The 19,086-nt window shown below is 72.5% G+C and carries 15 protein-coding genes and 1 pseudogene; 10 read left to right on the top strand and 6 right to left on the bottom strand.

The features are described from left to right. Positions 1–139: 139 nt before the first annotated feature. On the bottom strand, positions 140–1,135 hold the full coding sequence (locus OG361_RS10540) for an ADP-ribosylglycohydrolase family protein (protein ID WP_405853087.1): 996 nt from the start codon (positions 1,133–1,135) through the stop codon (positions 140–142). Positions 1,136–1,390: 255 nt separating this feature from the next. Here OG361_RS10540 and OG361_RS10535 point away from each other — a divergent pair, with 255 nt between their 5' ends. From OG361_RS10535 to OG361_RS10525, 3 genes are all read left to right on the top strand, one after another. Then, on the top strand, positions 1,391–2,119 hold the full coding sequence (locus OG361_RS10535) for a VIT1/CCC1 transporter family protein (RefSeq protein WP_405853086.1): 729 nt from the start codon (positions 1,391–1,393) through the stop codon (positions 2,117–2,119). 498 nt (positions 2,120–2,617) lie between these two features. Next, entirely contained in the window at positions 2,618–7,180 is a 4,563-nt protein-coding gene (gltB, locus tag OG361_RS10530) for a glutamate synthase large subunit (protein ID WP_405853085.1), read from the top strand. Further along, a complete protein-coding gene (locus OG361_RS10525; RefSeq protein ID WP_384565730.1) occupies positions 7,173–8,633 on the top strand; it encodes a glutamate synthase subunit beta in 1,461 nt (486 codons plus the stop codon). Before gltB ends, OG361_RS10525 begins: the two co-directional genes overlap by 8 nt. Before the next feature lie 224 nt (positions 8,634–8,857). On the opposite strand, the gene OG361_RS10520 is transcribed toward OG361_RS10525, so the two are convergent. The 3 genes from OG361_RS10520 to OG361_RS10510 form a co-directional block, all read right to left on the bottom strand. Beyond that, entirely contained in the window at positions 8,858–9,049 is a 192-nt protein-coding gene (locus OG361_RS10520; RefSeq protein ID WP_405853084.1) for a hypothetical protein, read from the bottom strand. A gap of 139 nt (positions 9,050–9,188) precedes the next feature. Next, positions 9,189–10,331 (bottom strand): SDR family NAD(P)-dependent oxidoreductase, encoded by a 1,143-nt coding sequence (locus tag OG361_RS10515; protein WP_405853083.1) that lies wholly within the window; start codon positions 10,329–10,331, stop codon positions 9,189–9,191. Continuing rightward, positions 10,328–11,455, bottom strand: coding sequence for an LLM class flavin-dependent oxidoreductase (locus OG361_RS10510; protein ID WP_405853082.1), 1,128 nt, complete (start codon positions 11,453–11,455; stop codon positions 10,328–10,330). Before OG361_RS10510 ends, OG361_RS10515 begins: the two co-directional genes overlap by 4 nt. Before the next feature lie 100 nt (positions 11,456–11,555). Here OG361_RS10510 and OG361_RS10505 point away from each other — a divergent pair, with 100 nt between their 5' ends. The 5 genes and pseudogenes from OG361_RS10505 to OG361_RS10485 all read left to right on the top strand — a co-directional run bounded on the left by OG361_RS10505 (position 11,556) and on the right by OG361_RS10485 (position 14,790). After that, positions 11,556–12,155 (top strand): helix-turn-helix transcriptional regulator, encoded by a 600-nt coding sequence (locus OG361_RS10505; RefSeq protein WP_405853081.1) that lies wholly within the window; start codon positions 11,556–11,558, stop codon positions 12,153–12,155. Further along, the gene (locus OG361_RS10500) at positions 12,146–12,865 is read left to right on the top strand and encodes a vWA domain-containing protein (protein ID WP_405853080.1); all 720 of its coding nucleotides are present in this window, start codon (positions 12,146–12,148) and stop codon (positions 12,863–12,865) included. The genes OG361_RS10505 and OG361_RS10500 overlap by 10 nt, the downstream gene beginning before the upstream one ends. Before the next feature lie 116 nt (positions 12,866–12,981). Next, positions 12,982–13,353, top strand: a pseudogene (locus tag OG361_RS10495) (VOC family protein); the annotation flags it as partial. A 76-nt stretch (positions 13,354–13,429) separates the two neighbouring features. Next, on the top strand, positions 13,430–13,939 hold the full coding sequence (locus OG361_RS10490) for a pyridoxamine 5'-phosphate oxidase family protein (RefSeq protein WP_405853079.1): 510 nt from the start codon (positions 13,430–13,432) through the stop codon (positions 13,937–13,939). Between the two features lie 86 nt (positions 13,940–14,025). Beyond that, a complete protein-coding gene (locus OG361_RS10485; protein WP_405853078.1) occupies positions 14,026–14,790 on the top strand; it encodes a hypothetical protein in 765 nt (254 codons plus the stop codon). A gap of 19 nt (positions 14,791–14,809) precedes the next feature. Here OG361_RS10485 and OG361_RS10480 read toward each other — a convergent pair whose 3' ends face one another. Together OG361_RS10480 and OG361_RS10475 are read right to left on the bottom strand one after the other, a co-directional pair. Continuing rightward, on the bottom strand, positions 14,810–15,829 hold the full coding sequence (locus tag OG361_RS10480) for an acyl-CoA dehydrogenase family protein (RefSeq protein WP_405853077.1): 1,020 nt from the start codon (positions 15,827–15,829) through the stop codon (positions 14,810–14,812). Further along, positions 15,829–17,058 carry an acyl-CoA dehydrogenase family protein gene (locus OG361_RS10475; RefSeq protein ID WP_405853076.1) on the bottom strand — a complete coding sequence of 410 codons (1,230 nt, stop codon included), beginning with the start codon at positions 17,056–17,058 and terminating at the stop codon, positions 15,829–15,831. Before OG361_RS10475 ends, OG361_RS10480 begins: the two co-directional genes overlap by 1 nt. Before the next feature lie 57 nt (positions 17,059–17,115). On the opposite strand from OG361_RS10475, the gene OG361_RS10470 reads away from it, so the two are divergent. Continuing rightward, a complete protein-coding gene (locus OG361_RS10470) occupies positions 17,116–18,252 on the top strand; it encodes an acyl-CoA dehydrogenase family protein (RefSeq protein WP_405853075.1) in 1,137 nt (378 codons plus the stop codon). Beyond that, on the top strand, positions 18,249–19,085 hold the full coding sequence (locus OG361_RS10465) for an SDR family oxidoreductase (protein WP_405853074.1): 837 nt from the start codon (positions 18,249–18,251) through the stop codon (positions 19,083–19,085). Before OG361_RS10470 ends, OG361_RS10465 begins: the two co-directional genes overlap by 4 nt. Position 19,086: the final 1 nt, after the last annotated feature.

Below are 19,086 nucleotides of genomic sequence, written 5' to 3'. Positions count from 1 at the left end.
GCGCTCGCGCCCGTGCCTGCGCCTGCGCCTGCGGTGGGGGTGGTTGCGGTCGTGGAGGGAGTGTCGGTGGCCGCAGCCGCGGTGGGGGGACCTGCGGTGCCGGTGCCGGTGGTAGTGGCGGTCGGGGAGGTGTTCGTCGTCATGTGGGGTTCTCCTCAGGGGTCAGAAGGTCCGCGACGTCCAGGACGTGGTAGCCGCGCATGGAGGGGAGGCAGCTGCCGGTGACCGGCGCGATGGCCGTCGACCACTCCTCCGGGATCGCCGAGACGCCCGACATGGCTCCGGCGAGGGCGCCGGCGACCGCTGCCGTCGTGTCGGCGTCGCGGCCCATGTTGACCGCGGTCAGGACCGCCGTACGGAAGTCCCCGCGGGCCGCCGCGAAGGCGCCGAAGGCCAGGCCCACCGCCTCCGGGGCCAGGTCCGTCCAGGGGTAGCCGCCGATGACGACCGCCGAGCGGACCTGGCGCTCGCGGGTGAGCGGGTCCGGCTGGACGCGCTGGGCGGCGACGACCGCGCGGCGCAGGGAGCGGGCCGTCCAGGAGTCCATCGGGACGACGGAGAGGGCCGCCGCGATGACGGAGGTGACCCCCGCCCCCGCCATCGCCGCCGCGACGCCCGCCGCGACCGCCTGGCCCCCGTAGATGCCCTCGCCCTCGTGACTGACGCTGCCGTCGATCGCGACGAGGCGCGCCGCCTCCGCCGGGCGTCCGGCGGCGAAGACCCCGAACGGCGCGGCGCGCATCGCGAGACCGTCGCTCCAGGCGTGGCGGTGCTGGGCGGAGATGGGTGCGGCGAGGCCCCGGCGGAGGTTCTCCAGGGTGCCGCGCTCCGAGAAGCCCGCACCGCGGAAGGGCCCCTCGTCGAGGTCGGCGATCCAGTGGTGCCAGGCACGTTCGACGTGGTGGACGGTGAGCGCCGAGCCGTGCCGGGCGAGCAGCAGGGCCGAGAAGATCGCGTACTCGGTGTCGTCGGTGCCCGCCGGGCGGTCCGTCACGAAGCCCTCGATGCGACCCCAGCGGCGGCGGATCTCCGAGGGGCGCATGTTCTCCGCGGGGGCTCCGAGGGCATCGCCGACGGCGAGGCCGAGGAGCGCCCCTCTCGCCCGTTCGCGGGTGTCGCATGCCGTGGTCGTCATTCTCGCGGCCCCTTCCTCGGTGGGGGCGCGCGGTTCGGCGTCCCCGATGCCTGGATCTGTGCCACCGGGGGCCGGTAACTCGCCGAAGAAACGTCTCTGTCACCCGGCTGACACCTCGCCAGAATCTGGTTCACCCGGTGAGGCGGACCTTAGTAAGTACGGCCTGCCTTGCTGGCGCGCCCCTTACGTCGCGCGTATTTTCGAGGTGTTGGGGGCGGCGGGTGCAACCCGGCCCGCCGGAACGAGGGGAGAGCCATGTCCATCATCGAAGCTCAGGCGCCACTGCACGAGGCGCACCGGGACAACCACACGCACCGCGACGTGAACGGCGGTTGGCTGCGGCCCGCGGTGTTCGGCGCGATGGACGGTCTCGTCTCCAACCTCGCCCTGATGACCGGTGTCGCCGGTGGCGCGGTCTCCTCGCAGACCGTGGTCATCACCGGCCTCGCGGGGCTCGCCGCCGGCGCCTTCTCCATGGCCGCGGGCGAGTACATCTCCGTGGCCTCGCAGCGGGAGCTCGTACAGGCCGAACTGGACGTCGAGCGGCGCCAGTTGCGCAAGCACCCCATCGACGAGATGGAGGAGCTCGCCGCGCTGTACGTCTCCCGGGGCGTCGAGCCCGCGCTCGCCCGCGAGGTCGCCATGCAGCTCTCCCGGGACCCCGAGCAGGCCCTGGAGATCCACGCCCGCGAGGAGCTCGGCATCGACCCGGACGACCTGCCGTCGCCGACGGTCGCCGCCGTGTCGTCCTTCGGCTCCTTCGCGCTCGGCGCGCTGCTCCCCGTACTGCCGTACCTGCTCGGGGCGACCGCGCTGTGGCCCGCCGTGCTGCTCGCGCTTCTCGGGCTCTTCGCCTGCGGCGCGCTCGTGGCCCGGGTGACCGCCCGGGGCTGGCTCTTCAGCGGGCTGCGCCAGCTCGCCCTCGGAGGCGCGGCCGCCGCCGTCACGTACGGGCTCGGGATGCTCTTCGGAGCGGCGCTGTAGCTCCGGATACCGGAACGGATTCCGTACCCGCGCAGAAGACCGAGAGGCCCCCTCAGGGGGCCTTTCGGGCGTTTCGGGGTACCTTTGCGGGGCAAAAGGGGTGGAACGGCTGTGACGTATATCCCTGGTCCGAACCGCCGCGTCGATGAGACACTATGCAGGACGCCACATAAGTAGCCGGTTACTCGGCGGTTTCGAACCCGTGACCAACGGGAATGAGGCCTGAGCGTCATTGGGCAACGAAGCCCACACAGTGACGGACCGCCGGAGACCCGGAGATCCTTCGACTCCCCCGATCCGTCCCCTGCGGGACAGTCCTTGTCCCCGCATCCCGACGGGTAAGAACACACCACCGCTCCGTGTTGGTGGTGTCCGCATGCTGGAACGCGCTATCCGCTTCGCGAGAAGCCAGCCATCATGTAACCTGCACGAAATTTCGCGGAGGGCCAACGTCGTCCCTCGGCAGTTGCATATGCCACGACGACGACGGGAGAGCCGATGCGTTCCGACGCCTGGTCGCCCATGGACGGTCGCCCCGCTCCGCAGGGGATGTACGACCCCCGTAACGAACACGACGCCTGTGGTGTCGGGTTCGTGGCCACCCTCACCGGTGTAGCCAGCCACGCGCTGGTCGAGCAGGCGCTGACCGTACTGCGCAACCTCGAGCACCGCGGCGCCACCGGCTCCGAGCCCGACTCCGGAGACGGCGCCGGCATCCTTTTCCAGGTCCCGGACGCCTTCCTCCGCGAGGTCGCGGGATTCGAGCTCCCCGAAGCCGGCGCCTACGCCGTCGGCATCGCCTTCCTCCCCGAGGACGGCACGGACGAGACCGTCTCGAAGATCGAGACCATCGCCGCCGAAGAGGGCCTCACCGTCCTCGGCTGGCGCGAGGTCCCCGTCGCCCCCGAGCTGCTCGGCGCCTCCGCCCGCTCCACCATGCCGGTCTTCCGCCAGGTCTTCGTGGCCGACGGAGAGAACACGGGCATCGCGCTGGACCGCAAGGCCTTCGTACTGCGCAAGCGTGCCGAGCGCGAGGCCGGGACCTACTTCCCGTCGCTCTCCGCCCGCACCATCGTCTACAAGGGCATGCTGACCACCGGCCAGCTGGAGCCCTTCTTCCCGGACCTGTCGGACCGCCGCTGCGCCTCCGCCGTGGCCCTGGTCCACTCCCGGTTCTCCACCAACACCTTCCCGAGCTGGCCGCTGGCCCACCCGTACCGCTTCGTCGCCCACAACGGTGAGATCAACACCGTCAAGGGCAACCGGAACTGGATGACGGCCCGCGAGGCCCAGCTCGAATCCAAGGTCTTCGGCGAGGGCAAGGACCTCTCCCGGATCTTCCCGGTCTGCACCCCGGACGCCTCCGACTCGGCCTCCTTCGACGAGGTCCTGGAGCTGCTCCACCTCGGCGGCCGCTCCCTGCCGCACGCGGTCCTGATGATGGTCCCCGAGGCGTGGGAGAACCACGACTCCATGGACCCGGCCCGCCGCGCCTTCTACCAGTACCACTCCACGATGATGGAGCCCTGGGACGGCCCGGCCTGCGTCACGTTCACCGACGGCGTCCAGGTCGGCGCGGTCCTCGACCGCAACGGTCTGCGCCCCGGCCGCTACTGGGTCACCGACGAGGGCCTCGTCGTCCTCTCCTCCGAGGTCGGCGTCCTCGACATCGACCCCGCCAAGGTCGTCCGCAAGGGCCGCCTCCAGCCCGGCAAGATGTTCCTCGTCGACACCGCCGAGCACCGGATCATCGAGGACGACGAGATCAAGGCCGGCCTCGCCGCCGAGAACCCGTACGCCGAGTGGCTCGAGACCGGCGAGATCGAGCTCGAGGACCTCCCCGAGCGCGAGCACATCGTGCACACCCACGCCTCGGTCACCCGCCGCCAGCAGACCTTCGGCTACACCGAGGAAGAGCTCCGCGTCATCCTCGCCCCGATGGCCCGCACCGGCGGCGAGCCGCTCGGCTCCATGGGCACGGACTCCCCGATCGCGGCCCTGTCCGCCCGCCCGCGGCTGCTCTTCGACTACTTCACCCAGCTCTTCGCGCAGGTCACCAACCCGCCGCTGGACGCCATCCGTGAAGAGCTCGTGACGAGCCTCCGCTCCTCGCTGGGCCCCCAGGGCAACCTGCTCGAACCGACCTCCGTGTCGTGTCGCAGCGTCACCCTGCCCTTCCCGGTGATCGACAACGACGAGCTGGCCAAGCTCATCCACATCAACGCCGACGGCGACATGCCCGGCATGAAGGCCGTGACCCTCTCCGGCCTCTACCGGGTCTCCGCCGGCGGCGAGGCCCTCGCCGCCCGCATCGAGGCGATCTGCGCCGAGGCCGACACCGCGATCGAGGGCGGCGCCCGCCTGATCGTGCTCTCCGACCGGCACTCCGACGCCGAGCACGCGCCGATCCCGTCGCTGCTGCTCACCTCGGCCGTCCACCACCACCTCATCCGCACCAAGCAGCGCACCAAGGTGGGTCTGCTCGTCGAGGCCGGTGACGTCCGCGAGGTCCACCACGTCGCCCTGCTCATCGGCTACGGCGCCGCGGCGGTCAACCCGTACCTCGCCATGGAGTCCGTCGAGGACCTGGTCCGCGCCGGCACCTTCATAGAGGACATGGAGCCCGAGCAGGCCATCCGGAACCTGATCTACGCCCTCGGCAAGGGCGTCCTCAAGGTCATGTCCAAGATGGGCATCTCGACGGTCGCCTCCTACCGCGGCGCCCAGGTCTTCGAGGCCGTCGGCCTCGACGCCGGCTTCGTCGCCACGTACTTCAACGGCACGGCCACCAAGATCGGCGGCGCCGGTCTCGACGTCGTCGCCAAGGAGGTCGCCGCCCGCCACGTCAAGGCGTACCCCGTCTCCGGCGTCCCCTCGGCGCACCGCGCCCTGGAGATCGGCGGCGAGTACCAGTGGCGCCGCGAGGGCGAGCCGCACCTCTTCGACCCGGAGACCGTCTTCCGCCTGCAGCACGCCACGCGCAACAAGCGGTACGACATCTTCAAGAAGTACACGGAGCGGGTGAACGAGCAGTCCGAGCGCCTCATGACGCTGCGCGGCCTCTTCGGCTTCACCTCCGACCGCCCGTCGATCTCCCTCGACGAGGTCGAGCCGGCCAGCGAGATCGTCAAGCGGTTCTCGACGGGCGCCATGTCGTACGGCTCCATCTCCCGTGAGGCGCACGAGACCCTCGCCATCGCCATGAACCAGCTGGGCGCCAAGTCCAACACCGGTGAGGGCGGCGAGGACCCGGACCGCCTGTACGACCCGGCGCGCCGCTCCTCCATCAAGCAGGTCGCCTCCGGCCGCTTCGGCGTCACCAGCGAGTACCTGGTCAACGCGGACGACATCCAGATCAAGATGGCCCAGGGCGCCAAGCCCGGCGAGGGCGGCCAGCTGCCCGGCCACAAGGTCTACCCGTGGGTCGCCAAGACGCGTCACTCGACGCCCGGCGTCGGCCTGATCTCCCCGCCGCCGCACCACGACATCTACTCCATCGAGGACCTGGCTCAGCTGATCCACGACCTCAAGAACGCCAACCCGGTCGCCCGCATCCACGTGAAGCTGGTCTCCGAGGTCGGCGTCGGCACCGTCGCCGCCGGTGTCTCCAAGGCCCACGCGGACGTCGTCCTCATCTCCGGCCACGACGGCGGAACGGGCGCCTCCCCGCTGACCTCGCTGAAGCACGCGGGCGGACCCTGGGAGCTCGGCCTCGCCGAGACCCAGCAGACCCTGCTGCTCAACGGCCTGCGCGACCGGATCGTCGTCCAGACCGACGGCCAGCTCAAGACCGGCCGCGACGTCGTCATCGCCGCGCTGCTCGGCGCCGAGGAGTTCGGTTTCGCGACCGCGCCGCTCGTCGTCTCCGGCTGCGTCATGATGCGCGTCTGCCACCTGGACACCTGCCCGGTCGGCATCGCCACCCAGAACCCGGTCCTGCGCGACCGCTTCTCCGGCAAGGCCGAGTACGTCGTCAACTTCTTCGAGTTCATCGCCGAGGAGGTCCGCGAGATCCTCGCCGAGCTGGGCTTCCGCACCATCGAAGAGGCCGTCGGCCACGCCGAGCTGCTCGACACCAGCCGCGCCGTCACGCACTGGAAGGCGCAGGGTCTCGACCTGGAGCCGCTCTTCTACGTGCCCGAGCTGCCCGAGGGCGCGGTCCGCCACGCCCTGATCGAGCAGGACCACGGTCTGGAGAAGGCCCTCGACAACGAGCTGATCCAGCTCGCCGCCGAGGCCCTGAACGCCGCCTCCGCCGAGGAGGCGCAGCCGGTCCGCGCCCAGGTCGCCATCCGCAACATCAACCGCACGGTCGGCACCATGCTCGGCCACCAGGTGACCAAGAAGTTCGGTGGCGCGGGCCTGCCCGCCGACACCATCGACATCACCTTCACCGGCTCCGCCGGCCAGTCCTTCGGCGCCTTCCTGCCGAGCGGTGTCACCCTCCGCCTGGAGGGCGACGCCAACGACTACGTCGGCAAGGGCCTCTCCGGCGGCCGCGTCGTCGTCCGCCCGGACCGGGGCGCCGACCACCTGGCCGAGTACTCGACCATCGCGGGCAACACCATCGGCTACGGCGCCACCGGCGGCGAGCTGTTCCTGCGCGGCCGCACCGGCGAGCGCTTCTGCGTCCGCAACTCCGGCGCCCTGGTCGTCTCGGAAGGCGTGGGCGACCACGGCTGCGAGTACATGACCGGCGGTACGGCGGTCGTCCTCGGCGAGACCGGACGCAACTTCGCGGCCGGCATGTCGGGCGGTGTCGCCTACGTCGTCGACCTCGACCGGGACAACGTCAACTCCGGCAACCTGGGGGCGGTCGAGACCCTCTCGGACTCCGACAAGGCGTGGCTGCACGATGTCGTGCGCCGCCACCAGGAGGAGACCGGCTCGACGGTCGCCGAGAAGCTCCTCGCCGACTGGGACGCGAACGCGGACCGGTTCAGCAAGATCATCCCCACCACGTACAAGGCAGTGCTCGCCGCCAAGGACGCCGCTGAGCTCGCCGGTCTCTCCGAGGCCGAGACCACCGAGAAGATGATGGAGGCGGCGACCAATGGCTGACCCCAAGGGCTTCCTGACCACCGGGCGCGAGATCGCCAAGACCCGGCCGGTGGGCGAGCGAGTCAGGGACTGGAACGAGGTCTACGTTCCCGGTTCCCTGCTGCCGATCATCAGCAAGCAGGCCGGACGCTGCATGGACTGCGGCATCCCGTTCTGCCACAACGGCTGTCCCCTCGGGAACCTGATCCCCGAGTGGAACGACTACGCCTACCGCGAGGACTGGTCGGCGGCGCAGGAGCGCCTGCACGCCACCAACAACTTCCCGGAGTTCACCGGCCGCCTGTGCCCGGCTCCCTGCGAGTCGGCGTGCGTGCTCGGCATCAACCAGCCGGCCGTCACCATCAAGAACGTCGAGGTCTCCATCATCGACAAGGCCTGGGACGGGGGTGACGTCAAGCCGCAGGCGCCCGAGCGCCTCTCCGGCAAGACCGTCGCCGTCATCGGCTCGGGCCCGGCGGGCCTCGCCGCCGCCCAGCAGCTGACCCGGGCCGGCCACACGGTCGCCGTCTACGAGCGGGCCGACCGCATCGGTGGTCTCCTCCGGTACGGCATCCCCGAGTTCAAGATGGAGAAGCGGCACATCAACCGCCGCATCGAGCAGATGCGCGCGGAGGGCACCAAGTTCCGCACGGGCGTCGAGATCGGCCGCGACATGCCGGCGACGGCGCTGCGCAACCGGTACGACGCGGTCGTCATCGCCGCCGGTGCCACCACCGCGCGTGACCTGCCCGTCCCGGGCCGCGAGCTCTCCGGCATCCACCAGGCCATGGAGTACCTGCCGCTGGCCAACAAGGTCGTCGAGGGCGACTTCGTGGCCCCGCCGATCACCGCCGAGGGCAAGCACGTCGTCGTCATCGGCGGCGGCGACACCGGCGCGGACTGCGTCGGTACGGCGCACCGCCAGGGCGCGGCCTCGGTCACGCAGCTGGAGATCATGCCGCAGCCGGGCGAGGAGCGGAACGCCGGCCAGCCCTGGCCGACCTTCCCCATGCTGTACAAGGTCACCTCGGCGCACGAGGAGGGCGGCGAGCGGGTCTACTCCGTCTCCACCACCCACTTCGAGGGCGACGAGGACGGCAACGTCCAGTTCCTCCACCTCGTCGAGGTCGAGTTCGTCGAGGGCAAGCTGACCCAGAAGCCGGGCACGGAGCGCAAGATCCCCGCCCAGCTGGTCACGCTCGCGATGGGCTTCACCGGCACGGACGTGGAGAACGGCCTGGTCGCGCAGTTTGGTCTGGCCCTCGATGAGCGGGGTAACATCGCCCGTGACGCGGACTTCGCCACCAACGTCGATGGCGTGTACGTCGCCGGTGACGCGGGTCGCGGCCAGTCCCTCATCGTGTGGGCCATCGCCGAGGGCCGCTCCGCGGCTCGTGGCGTGGACCGCTACCTGACCGGAGCCAGCTCCCTGCCGGCCCCGATCCGCCCGACGGACCGTTCGCTGACGGTCTGATCCCGCCGGATCACCCCCTGAACGTCCCGTACAACGACGTGCGGAACTGAGCGCGGCGCCCCCCGAATGTCCCCGACCGGACGACTGGGTGGGCGCCGGTGCGCGTGGTGCGGGTGTGCGATTGTCCGTTTCGGCGCAGGCGGTGCCCGAGCGGGGCGCGTGGGGTTGCCGCACGCTCGTGGAGTGCGGGCCGGTGGGGGCTCAGGAGTGTTTCTGTGTTCCGGTTACGGCGCCGGAGGGGCGATCCACGTGATCAGGACCGCCGACGTCACCGCGAGGACGCCCAGGAGGCCCGTCCAGCGGGCCCAGTTCGTCATACGGAGCACCGTGCGCGCCCGGTCGCGTTCGTACCGGAGGATCTGGACCGCCCCGAGGGTCTGGCGGTCGGTGGGGCGGCCGTGGACGGCGGAGACCATCAGCCAGGAGGCGACGATCAGGAGCAGGAACGCGCCGGTCAGCAGCCCGACGACCGTCCACCGGGCCCCGCCCGGCAGCTTGCTGAAGGTGTCGTCGTAGGCGTCGCCGGCACATCCGGGTCAAGCCACTGCACCGCGCTCATCCGGTGAGGGCGTTCAGCCACGCCGCCGCCCCGTCCAGCGCCGCGTCCGCCTCAGGCAGCAGCCCCGCTCCGCCGAGGAACCCGTGGAACACGCCCGTGTGGAGGTGGACCTGGGCCGGGACGCCCGCCGCGGAGAGGCGGCGGGCGTAGGCCAGGCCTTCGTCGCGGAGCGGGTCGCAGTCCGCGAGGACGAGGAGGGCCGGGGGGAGTCCGGAGACGTCGTCCGCCAGGCCGGGGGAGGCCGCGACCGGGTCGCCGTCCGGGCCCAGGTACTGCTGCCAGTACCAGCGCATGTGGGCCGTGGTGTGGAAGTAGCCCTCCGCGAAGGCGCGGGCCGAGTCCCCGTCGAGGCGGTGGTCCAGGACCGGGTAGACGAGGAGCTGGCCCGTGACCGGCGGACCGCCCCGGTCGCGGGCGCGCAGGGCCACCGCGGCGGCCAGGTTCCCGCCGCTGGAGTCGCCCGCCAGGACGAGCGGGCGCCCCGGGCGGGTCCCGGCCGCCCATCGCAGGACCGCGTACACGTCGTCCTCGGCCGCAGGGAAGCGGTGCTCGGGCGCGCGGCGGTAGTCGACGGAGACGACGGTGGCGCCGGTACGGGCGGCGAGCGCGCGGCACAGGCGGTCGTGGGTGTCCAGGTCGCACAGGACCCAGCCGCCGCCGTGGGCGAAGACGACGACGAGGTCGCCCGTGCCCTCGTGGAGCCGGACGGGGACGCCGTTCGCGGAGACGGCCGGCCCGGGCGGGACCTCGCGGACGCCCGCCCGGGCCGCCGCGCGCAGCGCCGCCACGCCCGCCTCCGGCCGGGGGAAGGCCGCCGACATGGCGTCGCAGAGCGTGCGCGCCGCAGGGGTCAGGGGGTCGGTCCGCCACACCGCCGCGTTGTTGACCAGGCCGTCGAGCCGGCCGTACGCGGCGAGCGCGGCCTCCGTCACCGCCCGCCAGTCCTCGGCCGACGTCACGTCGTGGCGGACGAAGACCGCCGCGTCGCCCAGCTCCGCCGCGACCGCCCGGCCCTCCTCCTCCCGTACGTCGGTGAGGACGACCCGAGCCCCGGCGGCCACGAGCAGCCGGGCCTCGGCCGCTCCCTGACCGCGCCCCGCGCCGGTGACGATCACCGATTTCCCCGGACGCCCCGTCACGAGGACGCCTCCGGGGCGCGGAAGTGCGGGATGACCTTCGTGCCCCACTGGCGGATCGTCTCCAGGCAGGCCTCCTGCGGCACGGTTCCCATCTGGATCAGGCACATCACCTCGTCGACGCCGATCTCCCGCAGCCGTTCCACGTAGGCGATCGCGGTGGCGGAGTCCCCGTACGCGTGGTCGGTGTTGTACGTGCCGGTGTCGACCGGCCGGGCCGGGATGTTCGCCTCGTGCAGCCGGGCGACCAGCTTCCGCCGTTCCTCTTCGAGGGCGCCCGCGTGGTCCTCGTCCTCCGCGTACCCGGTGGGCGCGGGGGCGCCCCCGTACCAGTGGGCGATCGACTCGGCGAAGAAGCGCTGCCCCCGGGTGCCGAGCCGCAGGGCGCGGTCGGCGTCGTCCAGGACGATCGTCGGGCAGAGGGCGGAGAAGTGGTCGTTGACCTCGGTGGAGACCAGCCGCGATCCGTCCCGCGCGGCGATGGCCTCGTCGTACACCGTCCGCATCGCGCGGACGTCCTCGGCGCCCGCGAAGCCCATCACCAGCGCCCCGATGCCGAGTTCGGCCGCCTGCCGGAGGGAGTCGTGCTGCGAGCAGGCCATGAAGAGGGGCGGGTGCGGGTGCTGGACGGGGCGCGGCAGGACCGCGCCGGGGCCGATGTCGAGGGAGCCGTGCCACTCGAACTCCGGCTCGCGCCAGGCGGCGGCGAAGATCCGCAGGGCCTCCTCCGTCTGCGGCCGGGTGTCGTCCGGGCGCACCCCGAACATCCGCATCTCCTGGCGGGTCGCGCCCCGGCCGGCGCCGACGTCGACCCGGCCGCCGGAGAGCACGTCGAGCATCGCGGCGCGCTCGGCGACCCGGACGGGGTGCTGGTAGCCGAAGGGCATGGTGACCACACCGTGCCCGACGCGGATGGTCCTGGTGCGGGCGGCGACCCAGGTCAGGAAGATCTCGGACGCGCTCATGTGGGCGTACTGGGTGAGGGAGTGGTGCTCGACCGCCCAGATCCGGTCGAATCCCATCTCCTCGGCGAGGACGGCCTGTTCGACGCAGTCGTGGATGACCGCGCGTTCGCGTGCGGGGGTGGGGTCGACGAGCTGTGCTTCGAAGATCATGGAGAACTTCACGTGAGCTCCTCCCGAACCTGTGCGGCTGCGACAGGTATGCCTAATCGAAATACTTCTAGCAGGCATAGGTGGAGGAGGGAAGCGTCGTACACTTCCGTCCGTGGACGAGACGACGGAGGGGGCTCCGGAGGCACTGCCCGGGCTTCCGGCGACCGGCTGGGCGGTGCTCGGACTGCTCTCCTTCGGACGGGAGTTGTCCGGCTACGACCTGAAGAAGTGGTCGGACCGGTCCCTCGGCCTCTTCTACTGGAGCCCGTCGTTCAGTCAGATCTACGCCGAACTCAAGCGGCTGGAGAAGACCGGCTACGCCACCTCGCGCCTCGTCGCCCCGGAGGCCGGCACGCGCGACAAGCGCGTCTACCGGATCACCGACGAGGGCCTCGCCGCCGTCACCGCCTGGGCCCACACGGCCCCCCTCGATCCGCCGGTCCTCAAACACGGGCCGATGCTCCGCCTCTGGCTCGGCCATCTCCTCGCGCCCGACCGGATGCGCGAGATCCTGACCGGACACCGGGAGTACGCCGAGAGCATGCGGCTGCGCGCCGAGGCGGACGTGGTGGACTCCGGGGCGGACGAGGCGTGGGCGTACCCCCGGCTCACCCTCACCTGGGCCGAGCGGTACTACGCCGCCGAGCGCGATCTCGCCGACGCCATGCTCGTGGACATCGAGGAACTGGAGAAGGAGCGCCCATGCCCCTGAGCCTGCGGAAGGTCGAGGAGGCCGCGCCCGCGCTGGTCAGCCTCTACAAGTCGGCGGGGGACTCGCTCCAGCGGCACGGCATGGCCGGGCAGCGGGTCGCCGTCTACCTGGTCGTCGACTACTCGGGGTCGATGAAGCCGTACTACGCGAACGGCACCGTCCAGGCCCTCGCCGACCGGGTGCTGGGGCTCTCCGCGCACTTCGACGAAGACGGCCGGGTCCCGGTCGTCTTCTTCTCCACGGACATCGACGCCGAGACCGACATCCGGCTCGACGACCACGCCGGCAGCATCGACCGGATCGTCGCCGGGCTCGGCCACATGGGCAAGACCAGCTACCACCTGGCCATGGACGCCGTCATCGACCACTACCTCGACAGCGGCTCCACCGCACCCGCGCTCGTCGTCTTCCAGACCGACGGGGGGCCGATCAACAAGCAGGCCGCCGAGCGGTACGTGTGCAAGGCGGCCCGGCTGCCCATCTTCTGGCAGTTCATCGGCTTCGGCGACCCCTCCAGCCGGCAGTTCGAGTTCCTTCGCAGGCTCGACGAGCTGGACGTGCCGGCGAAGCGGCCCGTCGACAACGCGGGCTTCTTCCACGCCGGCCAGGACCCGAGCCGGGTCCCGGACGCGGAGCTGTACGACCGGCTCGTCTCCGAGTTCCCCGCGTGGCTCGCCGCGGCCCGGGCCCAGGGCATCGTCCGCACCTGACCGTCGCCGTCGCCGGATCGCCGTGGCGGCCACGGAGAGTCGGCAACTCGCCACCGCCGAGCGGGTGGTGGATATAGCGGTGGCCGACTCCCGGACGTCCGGGGGATCATGACGCCATGACTTCTCTCGTACGACACGTGACCATCGACTGCGCCGACGCCTACGCCCTGGCGAGCTTCTGGGCCGTGGTCCTGGACGCGAAGCTCGCCGCCGACGACGAGCCCGGGGACCCCGAGGCGACCGTGGAGTCGCCCGGTGCGAACCTCCTCTTCATCCAGGTGCCCGAGCCGAAGGCGGTGAAGAACCGCGTCCACCTCGACCTCCAGCCGCAGGACCGCACCCGCGACGAGGAGATCGAGCGGGTGCTCGCCCTCGGCGCCACCCTGCTCGACGACCGTCGGAACGCGGACGGCACCGGCTGGGCGACCCTCGCGGACCCGGAGGGCAACGAGTTCTGCGTCGAGCGCAGCGTGCAGGAGCGCGCCGCCACCGCTTGAGCGATCCGCTGGCGAGTCCGGAGCAATCCGGACAGATGTTGTCGGGTATCCGGTGTTTCCTGAAGTCATGGGAGACACCGGAACCACCTGGTCGGCCTTCGAGGCCGCCGAACCCGAGTTCGCCGCGACCGTGCGCGAGCGCTTCGGGCAGCACACCCACCACGCCCTCGCCACCGTGCGGAAGGACGGCTCGCCCCGGCTCAGCGGCATCGAGGCGGGCTTCCGCTTCGGCGAGCTCTGGCTCGGCATGATGCCGAACTCCCGCAAGGCCCTCGACCTGCGTCGCGATCCCCGGCTCGCGCTCCTCGCCAACCCGGGCTCCGGCACCGACATGGGCGGCGGGGACGTCCGCGTCTCCGGGCGGGCGGTCGAGATCACCGACCCCGAGACCGTGGCCCGGTACGTGGCCGAGGCGGGCGAGCCCCAGCCCTTCCACCTCTTCCGGGTGGAGCCGACCGAGGTCGTACGGACCTGGGTGGACGGCGACGAGCTGGTGCTGCGCACCTGGGCGCCCGGGCGTCCGGCGCGGACGATCCGGCGCGGCAACGACGACAGCCCGCCGCGCCGGGTGTCGTGAGTATTCGGAACGACAACGTCGGTCCGGCCGGGTAGCGTACGGATCTTCGGACGGCGGAAGCCGTCCGGAGTCCTGAAGGCAGTGCCATGACCATGCATCCCGACGACACTCCCGCGCGACTCCGACTCGACGCCGCGCTCGCGGACGTGGCCGTCACCTTCCGCGGCATGATCGCGGCCGCGGACGAGGTCCAATGCGACTGTCACTGGGGCAGTGCGGAAGAGCTGGCGCAGTTGAAGTCCCCGGACGCGGAGCTGGACCCCGACCTCCTGTACCGCACATGGACGGCTCCGGACTGGCGCGACAAGGGCGCCGTGCTGCGCCGCATCCTGCCCCAGTTCTCCAGGGACCTCGTCCGCGGCCGCGTGGAGCCGCTGTTCGGCGTGGAGGACGTCGGGCTGGTGTTCGCCTGGGGCGAGTGGCACCGGTGGCCCGCGCCGCAGAGCGCGGCGGTGGCGGAGTTTCTGCACGCCTGGTGGGCGTACAGCCTCGTCGAGACGGATCCCGCGATGCCCGTGCACGAGTTGCTCGTGCTGTGCACGGAGGCCTCCGGCACGCTCGCCCCCTGGCTCACCGTGTGGGAGACGCTGGATCATCCGGTGGCCCACCGGCACCTGGCCGAGGCGGCTGACCGCTGGGACTACGACCTGCTGGCGGACGAACTTCCCTGGCGCACCTGGCACGACGAGGACCGGCTGCGCACCGAGCTGGCGGCCTGGCTGGTCCACCACGCCCGTCCCCGGCTGCGAGACCAGGACGCCCCCGAGGAGCTGCTCCACCGGATACGGCTGATCGGCCTCAGCGGTCCGGCTCGCTGGGAGGACCCGCACTGGCCCGACTACCGTTACTGAGCCGCGTACCCGACCCCGGTCAGGAGGACGCGCCGAGGACCGCCGCCCGGCAGGTGGCCGGGTCGCCCCAGGCGTCCCTCAGGGGGCGGGCCTTTCGGAGCCACAGGGACAGGGCCAGTTCCTCCGTGTAGCCGACCGCGCCGTGGATCTGGAGGGCGGTGCGGGCCGCCGCGTACCCGGCCTCGCCCGTGGTCACCTTCGCCGCGGCCAGGTCGCCGTCCGGCGCGTGCCCGTCCGCCAGTCCCACCGCCGCCCCGAAGAGGAGCGGCCGCGCGAACTCCAGGCCGAGCAGCGTGTCCGCGAGCCGGTGCTTGACCGCCTGGAACGCGCCGACGGGTGTGCCGAACTGGGTGCGCTGACGGGCGTACACCACCGTCCTGTCGAGCAGGGCCAGGCCCACGCCCAGTGACTGCGCGGCCGTCGCCAGCATCGCCCAGCGCCGGGCGTTCCGGGCCGCGGCGGCCACGGCGGGGCCCGAGGCGAGCAGCCCCCCGCCGGGTGCCGGGCGGGCGAGCCGCCGCGCGGGGTCGGCGGAGATCCGGACCGGCCCGTGACCGGGCGCCCGCCACAGTTCCTCCCCGCGTACGACGAGCACCGTGTCCGCCCGGTCGGCGTCCAGGGCGTACGGGACGACGTGCCGTACGGCACCCGTCCCGGCGATCGCCAGCGTCGCCGTCCGCTCGCCCGCCGCCAGGCCCGGCAGGAGGCGTTTCGCCGGGCCCGGGTCGCCCAGGCGGGCCAGTTCCCCGAGGAGCACCGCCGCCGCGACCGTCTCCACCACCGGTCCTGGCACCGCGTGGCGCCCCAGCTCCACGAAGGCGTGGGCGAGTTCGACCGGGAGCGGCCCGACGCCCTCGTACTCCTCCGGCACCGCGAGTGCGAACACGCCCGCCTCCGCGAGCCGCCGCCACAGCGTTCGCCCCGGGCCGGGGTCGCCCGCGGCCCAGGCCCGTACCGCCGCCGGCGTGTCCGCGGAGCCGAGCATCGCGTCCAGGGAGCGGGCGAAGGCCCGCTGCTCGTCGGTGGGCAGGAAGCTCATCAGCGGCGCCCCTTCGGGAGGCCGAGCAGCCGCTCGGCGATGATGTCGCGCTGGATCTCGTTGGTGCCCGCGTAGAGGGGGCCCGCGAGCGCGAAGACGTACCCCTCGGCCCAGGCGGTGTCCGCCAGCTCGCCGTCCGCGCCGAGCAGATCGAGCGCCGTCTCGTGGAGCGCCAGGTCGTACTCCGACCAGAAGACCTTGTTGAGGCTGGACTCGGCGCCCGAGGACGCCCCGGATGCCCCGGACACCCCGGATGCCCCGGACACCCCGGACGGTCCGGACAGGCCGGATGCCCCGGATGCCCTGGACGGGCCGCCCTCCGCGAGCCGGGCCGCGGCCCCCGCCGTGAAGAGCCGGTACGCCCGCGCCCCGACGACCGCGTCCGCCACCCGGTCCCGCAGCGCCGTGTCCGCCGGGTCGCCCACCTCCCGCCAGAGCCGTACGAGCCGGTCGGCGGCGGCCAGGAAGCGGCCGGGGGAGCGGAGCATGAGGCCGCGCTCGTTCCCGGTCGTGGACATCGCGATCCGCCAACCCTGGCCCGGCTCCCCGATCACGTCCTCGTCCGGGACGAAGACCTCGTCGAGGAAGAGCTCGGCGAAGGCCGGTTTCCCGTCGAGCCGGCCGATGGGCCGGACGGTCACGCCGGGCGCGCGCAGGTCGAACATGAGGTAGGTGAGCCCCCGGTGCGGCCGGTCCGCCTCCGGGTCGCTGCGGAAGATGCCGAAGGCCCGGTCGGCGAAGGCGGCCCGGGAGGACCAGGTCTTCTGCCCGGACAGCAGCCAGCCGCCGTCCGTCCGCACCGCCCGCGAGGTGAGGGAGGCCAGGTCGGAGCCGGCCTCGGGCTCGGACCAGGCCTGCGCCCAGATCGTCGCGCCGCTCGCCATCGACGGCAGGACCCGGGCCCGCTGCTCCTCCGTGCCGTGGTCGAAGAGGGTGGGGGCGAGGAGCTGGATGCCGTTCTGCGAGACCCGGCCGGGCGCTCCCGCCGCCCAGTACTCCTCCTCGAAGATCAGCCACCGGGCGAGGTCGACGCCCCGGCCCCCGTACCGCTCGGGCCAGGAGACCACCGACCAGCGGGCGGCGGCCAGTTCGGCCTCCCAGGCGCGGTGGGCGGCGAAGCCCCCGGCCGTCTCCAGGGAGGGCAGCGGGGCGGCGGGTACGTGGGCGCGCAGCCACTCCCGTGCCTCCGCCCGGAAGGCCTCCTCGGCCCGTGTGTACGAGAGATCCATCGGTCACCCCGCCCTCACCCGTTCCCTAACAAGTGTTTGGTAGGTTAACGTACGGCCATGAGCAGCGTCGAGGAGTTCCGGGCGGAGATACGGGGCTGGCTGAAGACCCACCTCGCCGGCGAGTTCGCCTCCCTCAGAGGCCGCGGCGGACCCGGCCGCGAGCACGAGGCCTTCGCCGAACGCCTCGCCTGGGAACGGCACATGGCCGCCCACGGCTGGACCTGCGTCGGCTGGCCCGAGGAGTACGGAGGCCGCGGCGCGAGCATCGCGCAGCAGATCGCCTTCCACGAGGAGTACGCCCTCGCCGACGCCCCCGCCCGCGTCAACCACATCGGCGAACAGCTCCTCGGCCCCACCCTCATCGACCACGGCACCGAGGAGCAGAAGGCCCGATTCCTGCCGCCCGTCCGCGCCGTCGAGGAACTCTGGTGCCAGGGCTACAGCGAGCCGGGCGCCGGCTCCGACCTCGCGGCCGTCCGCACCCGCGCCACCCTGGAGGGCGGCCGCTGGACCGTCCACGGACAGAAGATCTGGACCTCCCTCGCCCACGAGTCCCAGTGGTGCTTCGTCCTCGCCCGCACCACCCCCGGCTCCCGGCGCCACGCCGGACTCTCGTACCTCCTCGTCCCCCTCGAACAACCGGGCGTCGAGATCCGGCCGATCGTCCAGCTCACCGGCACCAGCGAGTTCAACGAGGTCTTCTTCGACGGGGCGGAGACGGACGGGGCGAACGTCGTCGGCGCCCCCGGCGACGGCTGGCGGATCGCCATGGCCACCCTCGGCTACGAGCGCGGCGTCTCCACCCTCGGCCAGCAGGTCGGCTTCCGCCGCGAACTCGAAGCCCTCGTCGACCTCGCCCGCCGCAACGGCTCCGCCGCCGACCCCGACATCCGCGACCGCCTCACCCGCGCCTGGACCGGACTCGCCGCCATGCGCGCCGGCGCCCTGTGCGGCACCGACCCCTCCGCCGCGAAGCTGTACTGGTCCCACTGGCACCGCGACCTCGGCGAACTCGCCCTGGAGATCGGCGGCCCCGCCGCCACGCTCGCCGCCGGACCGCCGTACGACCTCGACGACCGGCAGCGGCTCTTCCTCTTCTCCCGCGCCGACACCGTCTACGCGGGATCCAGCGAGATCCAGCGGAACATCATCGCCGAGCGGGTGCTCGGCCTCCCGAAGGAGCCGCGACCGTGACCCAGCCGACCGGGCCCGACCGGAGGACCGAGCCGACCGGGCCCTCCCGCACACCGCCCCCGGCGTACGTCCCCGGGCACGGGCTGCTCGCCGGCCGCACCGCCGTCGTCACCGCCGCCGCCGGCGCCGGCATCGGCGGGGCCACCGCCCGCCGCTTCCTGGAGGAGGGCGCCCGCGTCCTCGTCAGCGACGCCCACACCCGCCGGCTCAAGGAGACCGAAGCCGCCCTCGCCGCCGAGTTCGGCGCCGGGGCCGTCGCCTCCCAGCCCTGCGACGTCACCGACGACACCCAGGTCCAGGCCCTGTACGACACCGCCGAACGGCTCCACGGACGCCTCGACATCCTCGTCAACAACGCCGGCCTCGGCGGCACCGCCGAACTCGCCGACATGACCGACGAGCAGTGGAACCGCGTCCTCGACGTCACCCTCGGCGGCACCTTCCGCTGCACCCGCGCCGCCCTGCGCCGCTTCCGGGACTCCGGAACCGGCGGGGTCGTCGTCAACAACGCCTCCGTCGTCGGCTGGCGCGCCCAGGCCGGACAGGCCCACTACGCCGCGGCCAAGGCCGGGGTCATGGCCCTCACGCGCAGCGCGGCGATCGAGGCCGCCGCCTACGGGGTCCGCGTCAACGCCGTCTCCCCGTCCCTCGCCATGCACCCCCACCTGGCCAAGGTCACCACCGCCGAACTCCTCGACGAGCTGACCGCCCGCGAGGCCCTCGGCCGCTACGCAGAGCCCTGGGAGGTCGCCAACGTCATCGTCTTCCTCGCCGGCGAGTACTCCTCGTACATGACCGGCGAGACGGTCTCCGTCAGCAGTCAGCACCCGTAGG

Source organism: Streptomyces sp. NBC_00090 (assembly GCF_045160815.1).
GTDB lineage: Bacteria > Actinomycetota > Actinomycetes > Streptomycetales > Streptomycetaceae > Streptomyces.
Note: the sequence above shows the minus strand (reverse complement) of the source record. Positions and strands in the feature narration are given on the sequence as shown.